The sequence below is a fragment of the Pseudomonas panipatensis genome (assembly GCF_900099785.1).
GTDB lineage: Bacteria > Pseudomonadota > Gammaproteobacteria > Pseudomonadales > Pseudomonadaceae > Pseudomonas > Pseudomonas panipatensis.
The window spans coordinates 16,103-32,102 of record NZ_FNDS01000011.1 but is presented as its reverse complement, the minus strand read 5'-3'; the positions used below and the strand labels follow the sequence as shown (position 1 = coordinate 32,102).

Here is a 16,000-nt window from a genome sequence, read left to right as displayed (position 1 = left end):
CGCGCGCGGTGGGCCAGTTAAGCCTGGTTAAACCTGGTTAACGGCGCACGCCCGAGCCGCTCGTCGCCTGCCGCGCGGCAATGCAGCACATGCGTGCAATTCGGCGCGACGCGGCACGGTGATAGTTGATCCGACGACGGACAACTTCACCGGTACGGACATGAGTGCTACCAGCATCGATCTGAACAGCGTGGTTACACTGGTGATCCACCACAAGGTGCGCAGCGAGGCACTGCCGCGCTACGAGGCCTGGCTCAGGCGTGCGGTCAAGGAAGCGCGCAAGCAGCCCGGCCACCTGGGGGTCAACGTGATCCGCCCGGATGGCGAAAGCGGCATGTTCACCACCGTGGTGCGTTTCGCCGACGCCGGGCAGTTGCAGGCCTGGATCGATTCGGCCGAGCGCGCCGCGCTGATCGAGGAGGTATCGCCCCTCCTGGAGGAGGGCGACCACCCGCTGGTGCACGCCGACGCCGAGTTCTGGTTCACCCCGGAGCGCGGCGGGCGCGCCCAGCCGCCGAGGTGGAAGCAGGCGCTGCTGACCTACCTGGTGATCGCTCCGCTGACCATGCTGATACCCAAGCTGTGGGCGCCGGTATTCGCCCGCTATCCGCTACTGGGTGGAATGGTCCCGAGCAATCTGCTGATCACCCTGTGCATCGTCCTGCCAGTGGTGTTCCTGATCATGCCGTGGGTGACACGCCTCTGTGCCGGCTGGCTCAGCGCGAAATGACGCCCAGGCCGTTACGACCCTGTTCCTTCCAGACAACCACAGGAGTTTCCCATGAGCACCTTCCTCACCCGTGATGGCAGCGAGATCTATTACAAGGACTGGGGCAGTGGCAAGCCCGTGCTCTTCAGCCATGGCTGGCCGCTGGACGGCGACATGTGGGAAGTGCAGATGGAATACCTGAGCCGCCGTGGCTATCGCACCATCGCCTTCGACCGTCGGGGCTTCGGTCGCTCCAGTCAGCCCTGGAACGGCTACGATTACGACACCTTCGCCGACGATATCGCCCAATTGATCGAGCACCTGCACCTGCGCGAAGTGACCCTGGTGGGCTTCTCCATGGGCGGCGGCGACGTCACCCGCTACATCGCCCGCCATGGCAGCGCGCGGGTCGCCGGCCTGGTCCTGCTCGGCGCGGTGACGCCGATCTTCGGCCGCACGGCGGACTACCCGCAGGGTGTCGATGGCGCCGTGTTCGATGGCATCCGCGCGGGCCTGCGGCAGGACAGGGCGCAGTTCATCGCCGATTTCGCCAGCCCCTTCTATGGCATCAACCACGGCCAGAAGGTGTCCCAGGGCGTGCTCACCCAGACCTTGAACATCGCCCTGCTGGCGTCGATCAAGGGCACCATCGACTGCGTCACGGCATTCGCGGAGACCGACTTCCGCGCCGACATGCCCAAGGTCGATGTGCGTACCCTAGTGATCCACGGCGATGACGACCAGATCGTCCCCTTCGAGACCACCGGCAAGCTGGCCGCACAACTGATTCGCGGTGCCCAACTCAAGGTCTACGCCGGTGCGCCCCATGGCTTCGTCGTGACCCACGCGCAGCAGCTCAACGAAGACCTGCTGGCCTTCCTCGCCGGCTGAGACAGCCCTGGAGTCGACCTATGAACAGCGCTGATCTGATCCTGCACAACGGCAAGCTGCACACCGTCGATCCCGAGCGCCCGCAGGCCACTGCGGTGGCCATCAAGGACGGCAGGTTCCTCGCCGTCGGCAGCGACGCGGAGATCATGGCCCATCGCGACGCCGCCACCCAGCTCATCGACCTGCAGCGGCGCACGGTGATCCCCGGCCTCAACGACTCGCACCTGCACCTGATCCGCGGCGGCCTCAACTACAACCTGGAACTGCGCTGGGAGGGCGTGCCGTCGCTGGCCGATGCGCTCGACATGCTGCGTCTGCAAGCGCAGCGCACCCCTGCGCCGCAATGGGTGCGCGTGGTCGGTGGCTGGAGCGAGTTCCAGTTCGCCGAGCGGCGCATGCCGACCCTGGACGACTTGAACAAGGCCGCGCCAGACACCCCGGTGTTCGTCCTCCATCTGTACGACCGCGCGCTACTCAACCGCGCCGCGCTGCGCGTGGTCGGCTACACCAGGGACACACCGAACCCACCCGGCGGCGAGATCGTCCGCGACAGCAATGGCGAGCCCACCGGCATGCTGGTGGCGCGGCCCAACGCGATGATCCTCTATGCCACCCTGGCCAAGGGACCGAGGCTGCCGCTGGAGTACCAGATCAACTCGACCCGCCAGTTCATGCGCGAGCTGAACCGCCTCGGTCTGACCAGCGTGATCGACGCCGGCGGCGGCTTCCAGAACTACCCGGACGACTACCAGGTGATCCAGCAACTGGCCGACGCCGACCAGCTCAGCGTGCGCATCGCCTACAACCTCTTCACCCAGAAGCCCAAGGACGAACTGGCCGACTTCCAGCACTGGACCCGCACGGTCAGCTACGCCCAGGGCACCGACTATTTCCGCCACAACGGCGCCGGCGAGATGCTGGTGTTCTCCGCCGCCGATTTCGAGGACTTCCTCGAACCGCGTCCAGACCTTCCGCCGAGCATGGAGGCCGAACTCGAACCCGTGGTGCGCCATCTGGTGGAGAACCGTTGGCCGTTCCGCCTGCACGCCACCTACGACGAATCCATCTCGCGCATGCTCGATGTGTTCGAGAAGGTCGACCGCGAGATTCCTTTCAACGGCTTGCCGTGGTTCTTCGACCACGCCGAAACCATCACCCCGCGCAACATCGAGCGGGTGCGCGCACTGGGCGGCGGCATCGCCATCCAGGATCGCATGGCCTTCCAGGGCGAGTACTTCGTCGACCGCTACGGCGCCAAGGCCGCCGAGACCACGCCGCCGATCCAGCGCATGCTCGCCGAGGGCGTGCCCGTGGGGGCCGGCACCGATGCCACGCGCGTGTCCAGCTACAACCCCTGGACCTCGCTGTACTGGCTGGTCAGCGGCAAGACCGTCGGCGGCCTGAGTCTGCAGGCGCAAGGCCTGTCGCGCGAGCTGGCGCTGCAACTGTTCACCCACGGCAGCGCCTGGTTCTCCTCCGAGCAGGGCAAGAAGGGCCAGATCAAGGTGGGCCAGTTGGCCGACCTGGTGGCGCTGTCGGCCGACTTCTTCAGCGTCGAGGAAGAGGCGATCAAGCGCATCGAGTCGGTACTCACCGTGGTCGGTGGCAAGGTGGTGTACGCCGCCGAGGACTTCGACAAGCTGGCGCCGCCAAGCTTGCCGGTGCTGCCGGAGTGGTCGCCGGTGGCCAAGGTGCCGGGGCACTGGCGCCCGCAAGCGCCGTTGCAGCGCACGGTGCACCAGTGCGTCGGCGCCTGCGCGGTCCACGGCCACGGCCATGAGCGGGCGCGCACGAAGGACGTCCCGGTCAGTGACTTCGCCGGCTTCTGGGGCGCCTTCGGCTGCTCGTGCTTCGCCTTCTGAGCCGGACCAGGAGGGCAGCGGCCTCGCTTCTCGACGCGCGGGTCAGCGAATCCGCAACAGTCGATCCAGTGACCAGTTGCCGCCACCGCGGGCGATGAGCAAGAGCAACAGGCCCGCCCAGGACAGATGAGTGGGCCAGGCGTCGGGGTAGACGAACACCTCGATCACGCTGGTCATACCCAGCAGCGCCAGGGCCGAGAGCCTGGTTCCCAGGCCGAGTAGCAGGAGTAGCGGGAACAGGTGCTCGGCGTAGGCGGCCAGGTGCGCGGCGATGTGCGGTGGGATCAGCGGTAGCGCGTATTCGCTCTGGAACAGCTCATAGGTGCTCGGGGTGATGGTGAGGATGCCCTCGACCTTGGTGCGTCCGGAAAGGAAGAAGATCGAGGCAATGCCCAGGCGCGCCACCAGGCACAGGAAGGACTCGCCGAGCAGGCGCTGCAGGCCGTCGGCCAGGAGGTTCCAGCGCTGGCGCAGAGCGTGGCCGGGGTGGGGGAGGTGGATGATGTCCATGGCGGGCTCCTTCAGCGGGGCAGGGTGAGCGGGGCGAACACGGCGGCGCCGAGCAGGCGGCCGAGCAACGCGGTGAAATCGAGATCGGCCTGGGCCCGCAGCGCCAGGGACGAGGCGCTGTCGAGGTCGAGGCCGCTGCGGCACGCGTCGAGGAAGGCGCAGGCGCCACGCTCCAGGGGTTGCCAGGCGACACCCGCGGGGCCGCCGACCAGCAGGGCGCCTTCGCCGTGCCAGGGAATCTCCTCCGGCAGCGGCAGTGCTTCGCGGTTGTAGCGCCACAGGCTGTAGATCGGCTGCCCGGCGAACCAACGCCAGCGAACTCCGGCGCGCGGGCGCAGGCCACAGCGGGCGAGGTCGGTGGCGCTCATGCCGGCCAGATCGGCACGTTCGAGGCAAGGCTCCTGTACGGCGCTGAAGGCCTCCAGCCACAGGCGGTCCAGGCGCGCCACGTCGGCCAGGTAGGGCAGTTCGCGGCTGGCGTCGAGGTTGCCGAGGAAGTCGGCGAAATCCTCGCCATAGAACAGCAGGCGGGCATCGCTCGGTGGCGACTGCCGGGCGTAGCGGGTCGCGGCGGCCTCCAGCCAGGCGCGGCCGACCAGGCGTTCGACAGCGGGATGGTTGTCGCACAGGGCGTCGACACAGCCCTTGAACAGCGTGTTGCGGTAGACCGCGAAACCGGGCTGCGCGGTCAGCGCCGCCAGGTCGTCGGCGGGGCCTTGGTAGAGGGCGTCGATGAAGGCGTCCTGGAAGCGTCCCAGTGCGTTCATGCCGTGCTCCGTTCGAGGTTGAGGAGGGTCTGGGCGATTTCGCGCTCGCCGAGCAGTTCAGCGAAGGCCGGGATGTGGCCGTCGCGCTCGATCAGCGTCGGCCGTGGGCCGATACGCTCAACCAACCCCTGGTAGAGGGCCCAGACGGCCTCGGCAATGGGCGCATCGTGGGAGTCGATCAGCAATTCGCCACCGGCGTCGTGGCTGTGCCCGGCCAGGTGGATTTCGAGGATCGCCCCGGCGGGGAAGCGCGCCAGGTAGGTGCCGGCGTCGAAGCCGAGGTTGTGTGCGCTGACGTGGACGTTGTTGACGTCCAGCAGCAGGCCGCAGCCGGTGCGCTGCGCCAGCTCGGCGAGGAAGTCGATTTCGTCCCAGGCGTGGCCGTCCAGGCGCAGGTAGTGGCTGGGGTTTTCCAGGGCGATGCGTCGGCCCAGGGCTTCCTGGGTGCGTTCGATGTTGTCGGCGATGCGCAGCAGCGCCGCGTCGCTGCGCGGGAACGGCAGCAGGTCCGGGTGGTAGTGGCCGCGCCAGGTGGACCAGGCCAGATGTTCCGAGACCAGCGCCGGCTGCACGTGCTCGATGAGCGCGCGCAGGCGCTGCAGGTGCGCGGCGTCGGGCGGGGCATCCGCCGCCAGGGACAGCGACACCCCGTGCAGCGATAGCGGATGGCGCTCGGCAATGCGCTCCAGCCAGGCGAGGCGGGGGCCGCCGACCATGTAGTTCTCCGGGTGGACCTCGAACCAGAGGCCCTCGGCGTCGCAGGCCAGGGCCTCGGCGTAGTGCTCGGCCTTGAGCCCCAGCCCGGCGCCCAGATTGTGCGATGCGTTCATGGTCGGCGGCCTTCGATCAGGACTTCATCGGGGTCAGCGAGCCCATGCCGTGGGGCGTTTTGATCGAGGTGCAGGTGCCGGCCGGGACATTCTTCCAGTGCATGCCGTCGTAGTCCTTCTTGGCGCTGCCGGCGCAGGTGGTGCCAGCGCCGGCCTTGCAGTCGTTCTTGCCGGCCAGGGCCACGCCGTAGCATTTCTCCATGGCCGCGGCGGTGCCGGCCTGGGTGTTCATGTCGTCGGCCAAGGCGGCGCCGGCGAGGGAGGCGAGGGCCAGGGCGGCGGTGGCGAGGGCGATGCTTTTCATGGTGCGGTCTCCGAAAGGTGTGTTGGCCGGTGGTGGATTACCCTCGGCTCATGAACCAGTTCGTCGACTGCGCCGATCCGGTTACAGCGGCACGAAGATTTTTTTGAGATTTCTTTCTTGGCGCCCTAACGTATTGAACGGCTGCCTGTTTTTTTTCAGGCGGCGGGGTGCGTGCGCTGGCTGGTGCGCGCCTTCGAGAAAAAATTCCTCTGTGGTGTAACCAGGACGGCCGATGCAGCGAACTACCAGCCAGGAGCAGTTGAACGCGCGCGAAGCGCAGCTGCAGGCATTGCTGTTGCGCGGTATGGATGGCGATGCGGCGGCCTATCGGGAGTTCCTCGTCGCCCTGGGCGCGCACCTGCGCGCCTTCCTGCGGCGGCGCCTGGCGCAGCGCCCGGCGGAGGTCGAGGACTTGTTGCAGGAAGTCCTGCTGGCGGTGCACAACGCCCGCCACACCTATCGCGCCGAGCAACCGCTGACCGCCTGGGTGCAGGCCATCGCGCGCTATAAACTGACCGACCATTTCCGCGCCTACGCTCGCCGTGAGGCGCTGCAGGACCCGCTGCAGGCGGACGATGAACTGTTCGCCAGCGAAGATGATGAGCCGGCGCAGGCCAGCCGCGACCTTGCTCGGCTGTTGCAGCAATTGCCCGAGCGACAGCGTCTGCCGATCGTGCATGTGAAGCTCGAAGGGCTCTCGGTGGAGGAAACCGCGCGCCTCACCGGGCTTTCCATTTCGGCCGTGAAGGTCGGCATCCACCGTGGGCTGAAGCTGCTCGCTGGCATGATTCGAGGTAAGCGAAACGATGAAGACCGATGAGCTGATCGCCATGCTCGCCGCCGGCGAAACGACGGTGGACCGGCATGTCCTGGCCCGACGCTTCGCACTGGCGCTGCTGGGCGGAAGCCTCGGCGCGCTGCTGCTGATGGCGGCACTCTACGGCGTGCGCGCAGACCTCACCGAGGTAGCGCGTACGCCACTGTTCTGGGCCAAGGTCGCGCTGCCAGCCAGCCTGGCGTCGCTGGCGCTATGGCTTTCCAGCCGCCTGGCGCGCCCCGGGGTGAAGGGCGGCGGCGCCTGGCTCGCACCGTGCTTGCCGGTGCTGCTGGTTTGGCTGGGCGCTGCCCTGGCGCTGGCCGGGGCGCCGGTCGAGGCCCGCGCCGAGCTGATATTCGGTCGCACCTGGCGCACCTGCCCGCTGAACATCGCGCTGCTCTCCGTGCCGGTGTTCATCGCTGTGTTCTGGGCACTGCGCGGCCTGGCGCCGACCCGCCAGCGCCAGGCCGGTGCCGCCGGCGGCCTGCTCGCCGGGGCCACCGCGACGCTCGCCTACTGCCTGCATTGCCCGGAGATGGGCGTACCCTTCTGGGGCATCTGGTACTTGCTGGGCATGCTCGTCCCGACGCTGCTCGGCGCCGCCCTGGGACCGCGCCTGCTGCGCTGGTGAGGGTGGCTCAGGGCTTGGTTGGCGCGACTTTGTCGAGGATCTGCCGGGCCAGCGCGTGGTACAGCGAGACCGGGGCGATCCAGCCGGAGATGGCCGCGGCCATGACCGTCGCCGCGAGCATCGGGATCACCAGGTCGGGGCTGTGCGACAGCTCCAGCACGATCACCGAGGAGGTCAGCGCCGCGCGGGTTTCCTCGTAGCCGGTGCCGAACACATGGCTGCCCGAGGCCAGCCCGAACAGCGCCAGGATCAGTCCGGCGATGGTGCGCCGGCCGAAGGCATAGATGACTGCCGCGCCGACATGCAGGGTAGGCCCCTCACGGCCAACCGAGCCGCCCACCAGCGGGGCTCCGACCCAGAACGCCAAGCGCTGCCGCCACTCGCGCCAGCGCGGTCGCTTGAAGCGTCGCGGCGGAATGACGGCACTTTCGGTGGATTCGCTGGGCGAGGGGGCTGCGTCGAGGTGCTCTGACATCGCTGGGAGCTGGCATCGGCGGAGGGGTGCGCGATTATGGCCGCATTTTGTCCGATCTAGGCATTGCCGCTGGCGGACATGATTCTCCGACCGCTACCCCTTGATCTTCATCTTTTTGACAGAGTGCGCCCGCTGTTCGTCTAGAGAGTTGTAATAGGTGTTCTGGGTGGTACTTAAACTGTTATGACGCAGATCCGCCTGCAGATCTTTCATGTCGCGATGCGGAGCATCGAATGTGGCCGAGGTATGGCGAAGCCAGTGAAGTGACGCGGAGCGAAGCTGATCGACTTCGTCATCGCTCCATCCGTCCTCGCTCATCCTGCTGAGCGATTGATCGAAGACCTCTTGGAGAAGCAGCCTGATATGTCGATCGGACAGTCCGCCGCGCCCTTTGAGCGTGCTGAGCAATGGCCGTTTCTCATGGGGTGAGGGTAGGGCAGGCAGCTGCAAGTGTTTGCGATAACGCGTCAGATAGGACTCGATGAACTCATCGCGCACGCTGATCTTCGCTGCCTTATTGCCTTTCCCCACGACGTGAAACCACCAGTTCCCGGCGCTATCCCGTCGGAAGTCGCCCATCACCGGCTGCCAATTGTCACGCCCGACCAGGTCAGACACGCGCAGGTACATCGAGAACAGCGTGGCGACGATAAAAAGGGTTCGCTCATGTTCAGGGTTCGCAGCCGCCATAAGTTCGGCCGTCTCGATGACGAAGCTCCACTGCAGTTGCGTCAGCGAGCGCGAGGCGACGTCCAGCGTATTGCGTTGCTTGTAGATCGATTTCTGCTTCACGGCCCTGAAGGGATTTACCTCGGTGAAGCCTTCGTCAATCGCGTGTTGGAAGAAGCTGCCACACACCGCGAACACTTGGGCGACCGACCCCTGGGACATTTTGTAGGTGGTCGAGGGGAGGGCAGACAGGGTTTCCGAGGCGATTTTCCGCTCGCGTTTCGGCACGGTCGAGGCAAAAGGGCGCCAGCGCTCGTTCACGGAATAACCGTCGGACTCGCTTTTCGTCCTGCCTCCCTGGCGCACGAAACGCGACTTGACGACCGGGCCGATCCACTCCGAGGGAGGATTCAGGCAGAACTCCATGAAGGCTTCGGCATCCCGACGACGTAGTTCGATCAAGGGCTTTTCCGCCACCAGAACGGCCCAAAGCAGCAGCCGCTCGACATGGGTTCGGTAGGAGTTATAGGTGGCCTCATTGCCTGCGTAGGACTTGAGAAAGCCTCGAACGGCCAGATAACTCTCAATGGCCATGGTTTTCTCGGGCAATCCCCGCAGGTACCCGAGAACGACAGGCAACTCCGAGCTGAGCCCGAAGAAATTGAGTTCATGAAAACGGTCGAATGTATCGAACAGCGGCTGTGGCGATTGAGGCATGAGAGAAAATAGCGCCGGGCACGAGGCACTCTAGAATGGCGATTTCCCGGGTGTTACGCAATATCCGGGTCTAGCCATTATCGGATATTGCATTCATGTATCCCTCCATCCGGTAGGAGAGCCATCCAGTTGGAAAGCCAACAACTTAACCAGCCACACCGGTAATCGGCTGAGACGTGAAAGGATTCTATTGATTAATAACCAGAGGCCTGATTTCTACGCTTCAGCGAGCTTGAACCATAGCAGGCATCGGTATTACTGCGGACGGCTGAAAAATACAGAGCGTCTGCGGTCTTTAGTGACAGGCTCAGTATGGCGATGATCGTGGCTTAATTGATGAGCCGATCGCTGTACCAGCAAATGGATTCGAAACCAGTGCGCCATTAAATCCCAGCCATTCAAATGGGTGGAACCTTGTTCGCGATTGGCGCCATAAGTGCAACCACCAATTTCGGACGCAACAGCGATGGCCATTGGCATTTCAGCAAGCCGCCAGTGATCGCAACCAGTCGAGTGCGTGCAAATAATCTGTCATCGCCAGCCTGCGATCGAGCGAGGGCCCGGGTGGCACCAGCCGACACGACAGCAGTCGTGGTACAGAGAGCCCATGGTGCAGAACAGCCTCAGAATCGTGACGGCGAGGTTTTTAAGCCTGGTGTCGTAGATGCTTAATTAAAATAATTTACAAGCCTTTGTATCTAAAGGACTTTCCAGAGGACGCCTGAAGTGCGTTGATGGGATTTGGCATGATTTCTTGCTTTTAAGCTACATTCTGCTTGATTTATTGCCATATGGCGCACTGCATGTCGGCGGCAATGGCATATAAGTTATGAAGAAAATACATAAAGGGCAGGGGTTTATCTGGTCTGGCCAGGAGTGCATCTATGTTGCGTCGCTGGCTCCGGGAAGAGTCCAGATATATCTACAGCAAATCCAGCAGTACGAATCGGTCAACCTCGGCGAACTAACTCCGTTAAGTGTGAATAGCAAAACGAAAGAGATCGGTGACGTCTTCAAGGTTAGTGATGAGGCTTGGGGGAAAGCGCTATTAAGGTATGACTCAGTAGGGAAGTATAAGTGCGGCGACTGCTCGATTGATGAGTTAGCTCGAGAGCTTTCAGTCAGCGTCGCAAGAGCTTACGCGCTCGCAGCCACATACGACGAGGAGGCCGGCCCGCAATGCATGCTTCCCGCTGCAAGGGGACGAAAGCATGGCGTTCGTATGCTTCCTGTGCAGGTGGAAACTCTGATCAAGGAAGCAATAAAAGAGTACAAAGGCCCCGGGGTCACTTTCAAAAGTATATGGCGCGCTGTCCGGGGACAATGTCAAGCGGCTGGTCTGGCGGTCCCGTCGCAGGTGGCAGTTACCTCACGTATAATGGAGATGGATGAAGCCGAGCGTGCACGGCGAAGACTTGGTTTAAAGACTGCAAATGATACTCATCAGGCGCGCCCTGGAAAGGAAAAGATTAGCGCCCCGCTAGACAAGTGGGAAATGGATCACTGTGTTGTAGATTGCATTATCGTTGATGAGGTGACACGCCGAGCTCTCTGTCGGCCTTGGATGACATTAATTATTGATAAGCACACAAGAATAATTATTGGATACTACCTTTCGATTCATTCGCCTAATTCCTATAGCGTGGCAATGGCTGTAATGCATGCCGCTCTTCCCAAGGACAAGTGGCTGCGCGAACTTGGTGATAGAGATATAGATTACCCCTATTATGGAAAGCCCGAGGTCATAGGGGTTGACAATGCGAAGGAATTTAAGTCGCGAGTTTTTATTCGTGCGGCCGAAAAGTACGATATAAAAATAAAATGGCGCCCTATTGGGAAGCCGTGGTGGGGAGGGACTATTGAGAGATTAAATGGAACACTGAATATAGGGTATATAAACCTCCTCCCTGGAGCTACTTTGAGGAGTCATTTAATTCGCGGTGATTATGACAGCGAAAAAGAATCATGCATGACGTTTTCGGAGTTCAAGCTGTGGTTTGCGAGGGCGGTGCAGCAATATAATAATGAATACCATCGAATAATAAAGATGACACCTCATGAGAAGTGGGTAAAGTATTTTACAGATAATGGAGTCTTATCTCATCCTGCGCTGATTTCTAATCCTAGTGAGTTTAGTCTTGATTTTATGCCGGAGAAAGAAAGAGTTATTGGTAGATCGGGCATTGAGATGAATGGATTTATTTATTGGGCGCCGGAACTGGCTCCATATGTCGCTCCTGGGGTTGCTCGAAATGTTAAGTTTAATCCAAACTCAATTAGGCAGGTCTGGATTCAGATTCCGGAGCGAGGATATCTAGCGGTGCCATTTTCTGATCTTTCGCTATCGGATATGTCCCTTGAGGAGGCCAGGCTTGCGAAAAAGGATTTAAAGGAACACAGTCCCAATGCTGCAGAGACACGCGCAGAGCGAAGTCGAGCGATATCTAAACAAGCCGATAAAAATCGTGAGCTTATTAAAGAAGCTAAGATCTCGACCAAAAGGGCACGGAAAGCTTTTGAGAACGCAAGAAGTGATCGTGAGTCTCGAAAATCAGTTCCGTTCGTGGCGAGTGAAGTTGATGAAGTGCGTGAGAGTCCGCCAGTGGACGTTGATTATACGAAACCACCAGAAAAGTTTGAAATAGACCTCTGAGGGGCGAGCCGTGGCTGATTATGAGCATGTTTTGGAGGCCAGGCGTAACCTGGTGGACGCAGACGAGGAGACCCGGATCTGCGCCGTTCAAGAGGATGTTTGGATAAATTACCCGATTGCCGATCATGTCTTGCGTGTCGTTGGGGGGCTTCTAAAGGCGCCGATTAAGATTCAGGCAGAATGCTTGTTGGTTTCGGGCGCACCCGGGATGGGAAAAAGCGCTTTGTTTCAGCGCATCAATAAGCGTTATGGACTTAACTCAGAGGCTAGTAGCCGAATGGCGTGCTATAGCATGCTGGATGGAGGGGCCGGCTCATACAAGAGCTTTGCTGAACACATCGTTCGCGCGTTGACGGGGGGGCACTACGATAACCCTAGCCTACCAGACCCCGTGCTGCTTAACAGTGTGCGGGGGCTAGGTATAAAAGGGATAGCGATTGATGAACTCAATGAAATGCTTCTTTGCCCTTCGCGTGATGTCAGGAAGTGCCTGAGCTTGTTGAAAAAGATATCTGGCGCCCCATTCTCTATACCGGTGGTCGCTTTAGGGACCGAAGAATGTGAGAGCGTGATGGCCTTCGAAAAGCAGATGGCACGGCGATTCCAGCGCACGCAGCTCCCGCCGTGGAACGAGAGTGAGCACTTTCGTTCATTTCTAGCAAGTTATGAATCAACCTTGCCCTTAAAGCACCCTTCTAACTTGGCGTCGGAAAGCATTGTGAAGTTTCTAGTCCAAGCCTCGGAGGGAGTGCTTGATAATATGGTCAAAATCATATCGCACGCTGCAATTCTGGCGATCTTGGAGCGAAAGGAGAGAATAAGCATGGACCTATTGAGTCGAGGCCTTGTTCGTCCTGTATGCTGAGTGCATAGGGTGGATATATTGCCTGAAGAGTCAATGTCATCTTGGATCTTTCGCCAAGCTCATGCGAAAGAAATTTCCGCCAGCCACAGCGACGGGGCAGAGTTGCTTCGTATAGTTCAGGAAAAAGAGGATTTATACGACGTTGATTACGGATATGCTGTTAGCGAGCTCGAGCGTTTAACTGAATTGACCGGCGGGCTTCATGCGATGTCCCTTCCTGATCATAGCAGGCACTTAGTTTGGGGGATCAGCGACAATGGCTCCAGAGTATCATTTTGCTCGATCTGTATCGAGGACGATATCAGGAAGCACACTTTTCCAGTCTGGAGGGTTCAATGGTCATATTGCTGGTATACGGTCTGCCATCGGCACAAGTGTGCACTAACTACTCTCAGTGGAAATTATCGCCCAATAACTTTAAAAAATAGGGGACGTTGTGCATTCCGATTCACCGTAGAGAAAAATCACCCTTCATCTAAAGCATCCGCTGCCCCCAAAAGAAACGAACTGATCCCGAGGATTTCATTTCTATTGGAGCTGATCGAGTTGGCCTTCAAGATGCAGTCGCATATTGATAATCTGATTAATTTAAAGCACTCAGACCAAGCCTGGCGGGAGATATCCGCGATACGGGATTTCTGTGATGCCGCTATCTTTATAGAACGGGGCAGGGTCTGTCCACTCGCGCATGACTTGACTAAATACGCATTTGGAAGGTTGGCTAGGGAGTATCAGCTTGGGCCGCAGACGAGAAAATATGACCTGGAAGGTACATCTTGCCAAGAGAGGTGTGCCCGAACTCGATTGTCTGCACTTGCTGTTGCGGCTTGTGTATTTGGAGTGGAGGGGGCTTTGGATGGTTTGCAGAGACTTTCATCCGCGGGTAGAGAAATTGGAGTGCTAGTTCCCGTAACGATACCTTGGTTGTATACAGCGTCTGTAGGAGGGGTGGGCTCAATTTCCCGCAATTGGTGCCTTGACAGGGCGCGAGGTTACCCTATCGAGATAAGAGACAAGCTTCTCGAAATCTCCAGTGCACCTATAACCCCCAAGGAGATGGCGCCTACCAAGGGAATTCCTTACTCGAAAAGCTAAAAGCTTAAAGATAATTTTTATGATTGCGCATGGGGGTCAAGCCTAAGTGCTCAATTATCTGCTGGTAAGTCCATCCATCGTCCTTTGCCCACTGGGAGAACCCCTGTCGAAAAGACTTACTTGTCAAGTGCGTCTCTAATCCTGCTTGTATCGCGAGCTCCTCGATGATGTCGTTGATGCCCTGTGTTGAGATTCGATTTCGCTCAATGCGACCCCAGCGATTTATTTTTACGAAAAGAGCACCTTCCGACCGGCCTAGTATCTCTATCCAGGCTTTTAGTGCGGCCACAGGGCAATAATCAGCCATTGATGGAAGGTTGGCTACTCGCTCGCGCTCTGTGTCGCTGATAAGGATCTCTGCGCCTGAGTTTTTTCTGAGGTTTATATTTTCGATACGTAGCTTCGGAAAGTCGCAACCTCGAAGTCCCAGCCAGAATCCGACGAGTAAAATGGCTTGATTGCGGAGAGTGCGAGGATATTCTTGCTCAGCGAACTCGCGTGAATAGTTCTCTGCTCTTAGCTCTTGCGAGTTAATCATGTGCTTTATGGCGCCGAGGCTGAGTTCTTGGGGTTCATACTCGCTCCTTTTGGCTGTTCGCAGAGCCTCTCGCAGCAGTGCTTTCACTCTATAGGCGTCGAAGGGATGGTTGTAGCCGAAGTCCACGTGCCATGCTTTGATGGCAGAAATGCGCTGATTGATTGTTGAAGCGGTATAGCGTCCAAACATTGATGTTATGTATGAGCAAATGTCCTGCTCGGTTGCGGGGAGTTGGTATTTATGAGTATCTCGATAGTTATCTACCGCGCTGAGATAAACCCGATCAGTTGCTTCGCTGCGAGGAAGACGGCCTCTGGGACGAGGTGTGCTCGCTGGCTTAAGTTCAAATGACACGATTCGTCTCCCCAGGGCTTCTTGGCGGCACAAGATTCTCGGTCGGTTCTTCCATGGCGCACATGATTTATAGGACAGGTTAGGTAAGTGCGCAGGCTTTCGAACTATGCCTTCGGTCAGCCGCCTTGGGCTGCGGTCTTACGACGTAGTTGACGCGAGGACCTCAGTCGCGTGGAGGTCGATCGGATAGTCTGTGTTGACTTCTGCGCTGTTGTCCCTAGCGGTTATCGGAGGCAATAAGTCTGCAGCGCGACTGTTCAGCAATGAGCCAGCCTGGAAGTAGCCCATCACGGTAGGGATCGAACGGTGTTCTGTCATCGCCATCACCTCGCCCAGCGGCACGCCCTGGCGCCCGGCTTCGCTGACAAATCCCGACCTCAGACTGTGCGCTGCCCAGTCGCCGTCGAGCCCGGCCAGTTGCGCGCGACGCTGCACAATGCGCGCGACCTGATCGCTGGACAAGCCCACCGTTCCAACACGCCCGCCTTTATACACCCGCCGAAATAGCGGGCCCGTGGTGGCCGGTGCCGCTGTCAGCCAGGCGGTCAACGCCTGCGCGGCCGGCCCGCGCAGCGGCTTCTCCCGGCGCACGCCGTCGGTTTCAGTCTTGGTCGCGCCCAAGGCATAGAGCCAAGTGGCGGCGTCCAGTTGCCGCACATCGCTGACCTGCAGCCCTACCACTTCCGAGCGCCGGCGACCGCCGCCACTCCAGGCGAGGAGGAGGAGGGCCCGGTCACGCAGGCCGCGCACGCCGTCGCTGCAGGTGGCCAACAGTGCTTCCAGCGGTTCGCGTACCAACGCAGTCTTCTGGCGCACGCTGACACCCTGACGGGCCTGGGCCTTGCGCGCTTCGCGCAGCAAGGTCTTCACCGCGGCGCTGTCGGTCGGACTCGGCCATTTCTTCAGCCCATGCCACTTGGCGAGCACCGCCAGACGATGGCGCACGGTGTTGTAGCTCAGGGCGCCCGGTTTGGCCTTGACGCCAGCGCCGACCAGCGCGGCATCCAGGGTCGGTGGCAGCAACTGAACCCAATCACCGTCCTGCGGCCGGGCCAGGTGATCGACGATGAACTGTACCGCCACCGCCTCTGGCAGGGCGCCGGCGTCCAGGCCGCGGCCGTAGCGCAGCTGCAGCCAGGCGGCCCAGTAGGCGAGGGCGCTGCGGTAGCTGCGCAGGGTATTGGCGGCGCTGCCGGCGGCGACAAAGGCCGCCGCGGCGGCGCGCGCCTCAGCATCCAGGCGATCGGCGGCGAGCAGGGCGTTGTCGCTGAGTGGTAGCAGTAGCGTATGATTCATTACGTTAAACGTATTAA

The 16,000-nt window shown here is 60.4% G+C and carries 15 protein-coding genes and 1 pseudogene; 8 read left to right on the top strand and 8 right to left on the bottom strand.

Annotated features, from left to right (window positions below):
• Positions 1-160 precede the first annotated feature (160 nt).
• The 3 genes from BLQ74_RS22155 to BLQ74_RS22145 are packed head-to-tail and all read left to right on the top strand — an operon-like array spanning position 161 to position 3,462.
• The gene (locus tag BLQ74_RS22155) at positions 161-730 is read left to right on the top strand and encodes an antibiotic biosynthesis monooxygenase (protein ID WP_090266553.1); all 570 of its coding nucleotides are present in this window, start codon (positions 161-163) and stop codon (positions 728-730) included.
• A 51-nt stretch (positions 731-781) separates the two neighbouring features.
• On the top strand, positions 782-1,600 hold the full coding sequence (locus BLQ74_RS22150) for an alpha/beta fold hydrolase (RefSeq protein ID WP_090266548.1): 819 nt from the start codon (positions 782-784) through the stop codon (positions 1,598-1,600).
• A 20-nt stretch (positions 1,601-1,620) separates the two neighbouring features.
• On the top strand, positions 1,621-3,462 hold the full coding sequence (locus tag BLQ74_RS22145) for an amidohydrolase (RefSeq protein WP_090266545.1): 1,842 nt from the start codon (positions 1,621-1,623) through the stop codon (positions 3,460-3,462).
• 42 nt (positions 3,463-3,504) lie between these two features.
• Here BLQ74_RS22145 and BLQ74_RS22140 read toward each other — a convergent pair whose 3' ends face one another.
• From BLQ74_RS22140 to BLQ74_RS22125, 4 genes are read right to left on the bottom strand one after another with little or no spacing between them, the layout of a single operon-like run.
• The gene (locus tag BLQ74_RS22140; RefSeq protein WP_090266541.1) at positions 3,505-3,972 is read right to left on the bottom strand and encodes a DoxX family protein; all 468 of its coding nucleotides are present in this window, start codon (positions 3,970-3,972) and stop codon (positions 3,505-3,507) included.
• Positions 3,973-3,983: 11 nt separating this feature from the next.
• Entirely contained in the window at positions 3,984-4,739 is a 756-nt protein-coding gene (locus tag BLQ74_RS22135; RefSeq protein ID WP_090266537.1) for an HvfC/BufC N-terminal domain-containing protein, read from the bottom strand.
• Complete coding sequence (gene bufB, locus BLQ74_RS22130) at positions 4,736-5,569, bottom strand: MNIO family bufferin maturase (protein WP_090266534.1); 834 nt, start codon at positions 5,567-5,569, stop codon at positions 4,736-4,738. Before bufB ends, BLQ74_RS22135 begins: the two co-directional genes overlap by 4 nt.
• A gap of 16 nt (positions 5,570-5,585) precedes the next feature.
• On the bottom strand, positions 5,586-5,873 hold the full coding sequence (locus tag BLQ74_RS22125; protein ID WP_090266531.1) for a BufA1 family periplasmic bufferin-type metallophore: 288 nt from the start codon (positions 5,871-5,873) through the stop codon (positions 5,586-5,588).
• Between the two features lie 232 nt (positions 5,874-6,105).
• Here BLQ74_RS22125 and BLQ74_RS22120 point away from each other — a divergent pair, with 232 nt between their 5' ends.
• On the top strand, positions 6,106-6,693 hold the full coding sequence (locus BLQ74_RS22120) for a sigma-70 family RNA polymerase sigma factor (RefSeq protein WP_090266529.1): 588 nt from the start codon (positions 6,106-6,108) through the stop codon (positions 6,691-6,693).
• Positions 6,680-7,321, top strand: coding sequence for a DUF1109 domain-containing protein (locus tag BLQ74_RS22115; protein ID WP_090266526.1), 642 nt, complete (start codon positions 6,680-6,682; stop codon positions 7,319-7,321). Before BLQ74_RS22120 ends, BLQ74_RS22115 begins: the two co-directional genes overlap by 14 nt.
• 7 nt (positions 7,322-7,328) lie before the next feature.
• On the opposite strand, the pseudogene BLQ74_RS22110 reads toward BLQ74_RS22115, so the two are convergent.
• Together BLQ74_RS22110 and BLQ74_RS22105 are read right to left on the bottom strand one after the other, a co-directional pair.
• Positions 7,329-7,691, bottom strand: a pseudogene (locus tag BLQ74_RS22110) (hypothetical protein); the annotation flags it as partial.
• A 198-nt stretch (positions 7,692-7,889) separates the two neighbouring features.
• A complete protein-coding gene (locus tag BLQ74_RS22105; RefSeq protein ID WP_170842847.1) occupies positions 7,890-9,182 on the bottom strand; it encodes a tyrosine-type recombinase/integrase in 1,293 nt (430 codons plus the stop codon).
• 829 nt (positions 9,183-10,011) lie between these two features.
• On the opposite strand from BLQ74_RS22105, the gene BLQ74_RS22100 reads away from it, so the two are divergent.
• The 3 genes from BLQ74_RS22100 to BLQ74_RS28230 are packed head-to-tail and all read left to right on the top strand — an operon-like array spanning position 10,012 to position 13,795.
• Positions 10,012-11,835, top strand: coding sequence for a Mu transposase C-terminal domain-containing protein (locus BLQ74_RS22100; RefSeq protein ID WP_090266516.1), 1,824 nt, complete (start codon positions 10,012-10,014; stop codon positions 11,833-11,835).
• A 10-nt stretch (positions 11,836-11,845) separates the two neighbouring features.
• Positions 11,846-12,700, top strand: a complete 855-nt coding sequence (locus BLQ74_RS22095) for a TniB family NTP-binding protein (protein WP_090266514.1) — start codon at positions 11,846-11,848, stop codon at positions 12,698-12,700.
• Entirely contained in the window at positions 12,701-13,795 is a 1,095-nt protein-coding gene (locus BLQ74_RS28230; protein ID WP_425287512.1) for a TniQ family protein, read from the top strand.
• A 4-nt stretch (positions 13,796-13,799) separates the two neighbouring features.
• Here BLQ74_RS28230 and BLQ74_RS22085 read toward each other — a convergent pair whose 3' ends face one another.
• Positions 13,800-14,687, bottom strand: coding sequence for a tyrosine-type recombinase/integrase (locus tag BLQ74_RS22085; RefSeq protein ID WP_139199103.1), 888 nt, complete (start codon positions 14,685-14,687; stop codon positions 13,800-13,802).
• A 138-nt stretch (positions 14,688-14,825) separates the two neighbouring features.
• A complete protein-coding gene (locus BLQ74_RS22080) occupies positions 14,826-15,983 on the bottom strand; it encodes a site-specific integrase (RefSeq protein WP_090266505.1) in 1,158 nt (385 codons plus the stop codon).
• Positions 15,984-16,000: the final 17 nt, after the last annotated feature.

Coding starts and splice junctions, on each gene's coding strand:
- BLQ74_RS22155 (WP_090266553.1), top strand. CDS start 161: ATGAGTGCTACCAGCATCGATCTGAACAGCGTGGTTACACTGGTGATC.
- BLQ74_RS22150 (WP_090266548.1), top strand. CDS start 782: ATGAGCACCTTCCTCACCCGTGATGGCAGCGAGATCTATTACAAGGAC.
- BLQ74_RS22145 (WP_090266545.1), top strand. CDS start 1,621: ATGAACAGCGCTGATCTGATCCTGCACAACGGCAAGCTGCACACCGTC.
- BLQ74_RS22140 (WP_090266541.1), bottom strand. CDS start 3,972: ATGGACATCATCCACCTCCCCCACCCCGGCCACGCTCTGCGCCAGCGC.
- BLQ74_RS22135 (WP_090266537.1), bottom strand. CDS start 4,739: ATGAACGCACTGGGACGCTTCCAGGACGCCTTCATCGACGCCCTCTAC.
- bufB (WP_090266534.1), bottom strand. CDS start 5,569: ATGAACGCATCGCACAATCTGGGCGCCGGGCTGGGGCTCAAGGCCGAG.
- BLQ74_RS22125 (WP_090266531.1), bottom strand. CDS start 5,873: ATGAAAAGCATCGCCCTCGCCACCGCCGCCCTGGCCCTCGCCTCCCTC.
- BLQ74_RS22120 (WP_090266529.1), top strand. CDS start 6,106: ATGCAGCGAACTACCAGCCAGGAGCAGTTGAACGCGCGCGAAGCGCAG.
- BLQ74_RS22115 (WP_090266526.1), top strand. CDS start 6,680: ATGAAGACCGATGAGCTGATCGCCATGCTCGCCGCCGGCGAAACGACG.
- BLQ74_RS22105 (WP_170842847.1), bottom strand. CDS start 9,182: ATGCCTCAATCGCCACAGCCGCTGTTCGATACATTCGACCGTTTTCAT.
- BLQ74_RS22100 (WP_090266516.1), top strand. CDS start 10,012: ATGAAGAAAATACATAAAGGGCAGGGGTTTATCTGGTCTGGCCAGGAG.
- BLQ74_RS22080 (WP_090266505.1), bottom strand. CDS start 15,983: ATGAATCATACGCTACTGCTACCACTCAGCGACAACGCCCTGCTCGCC.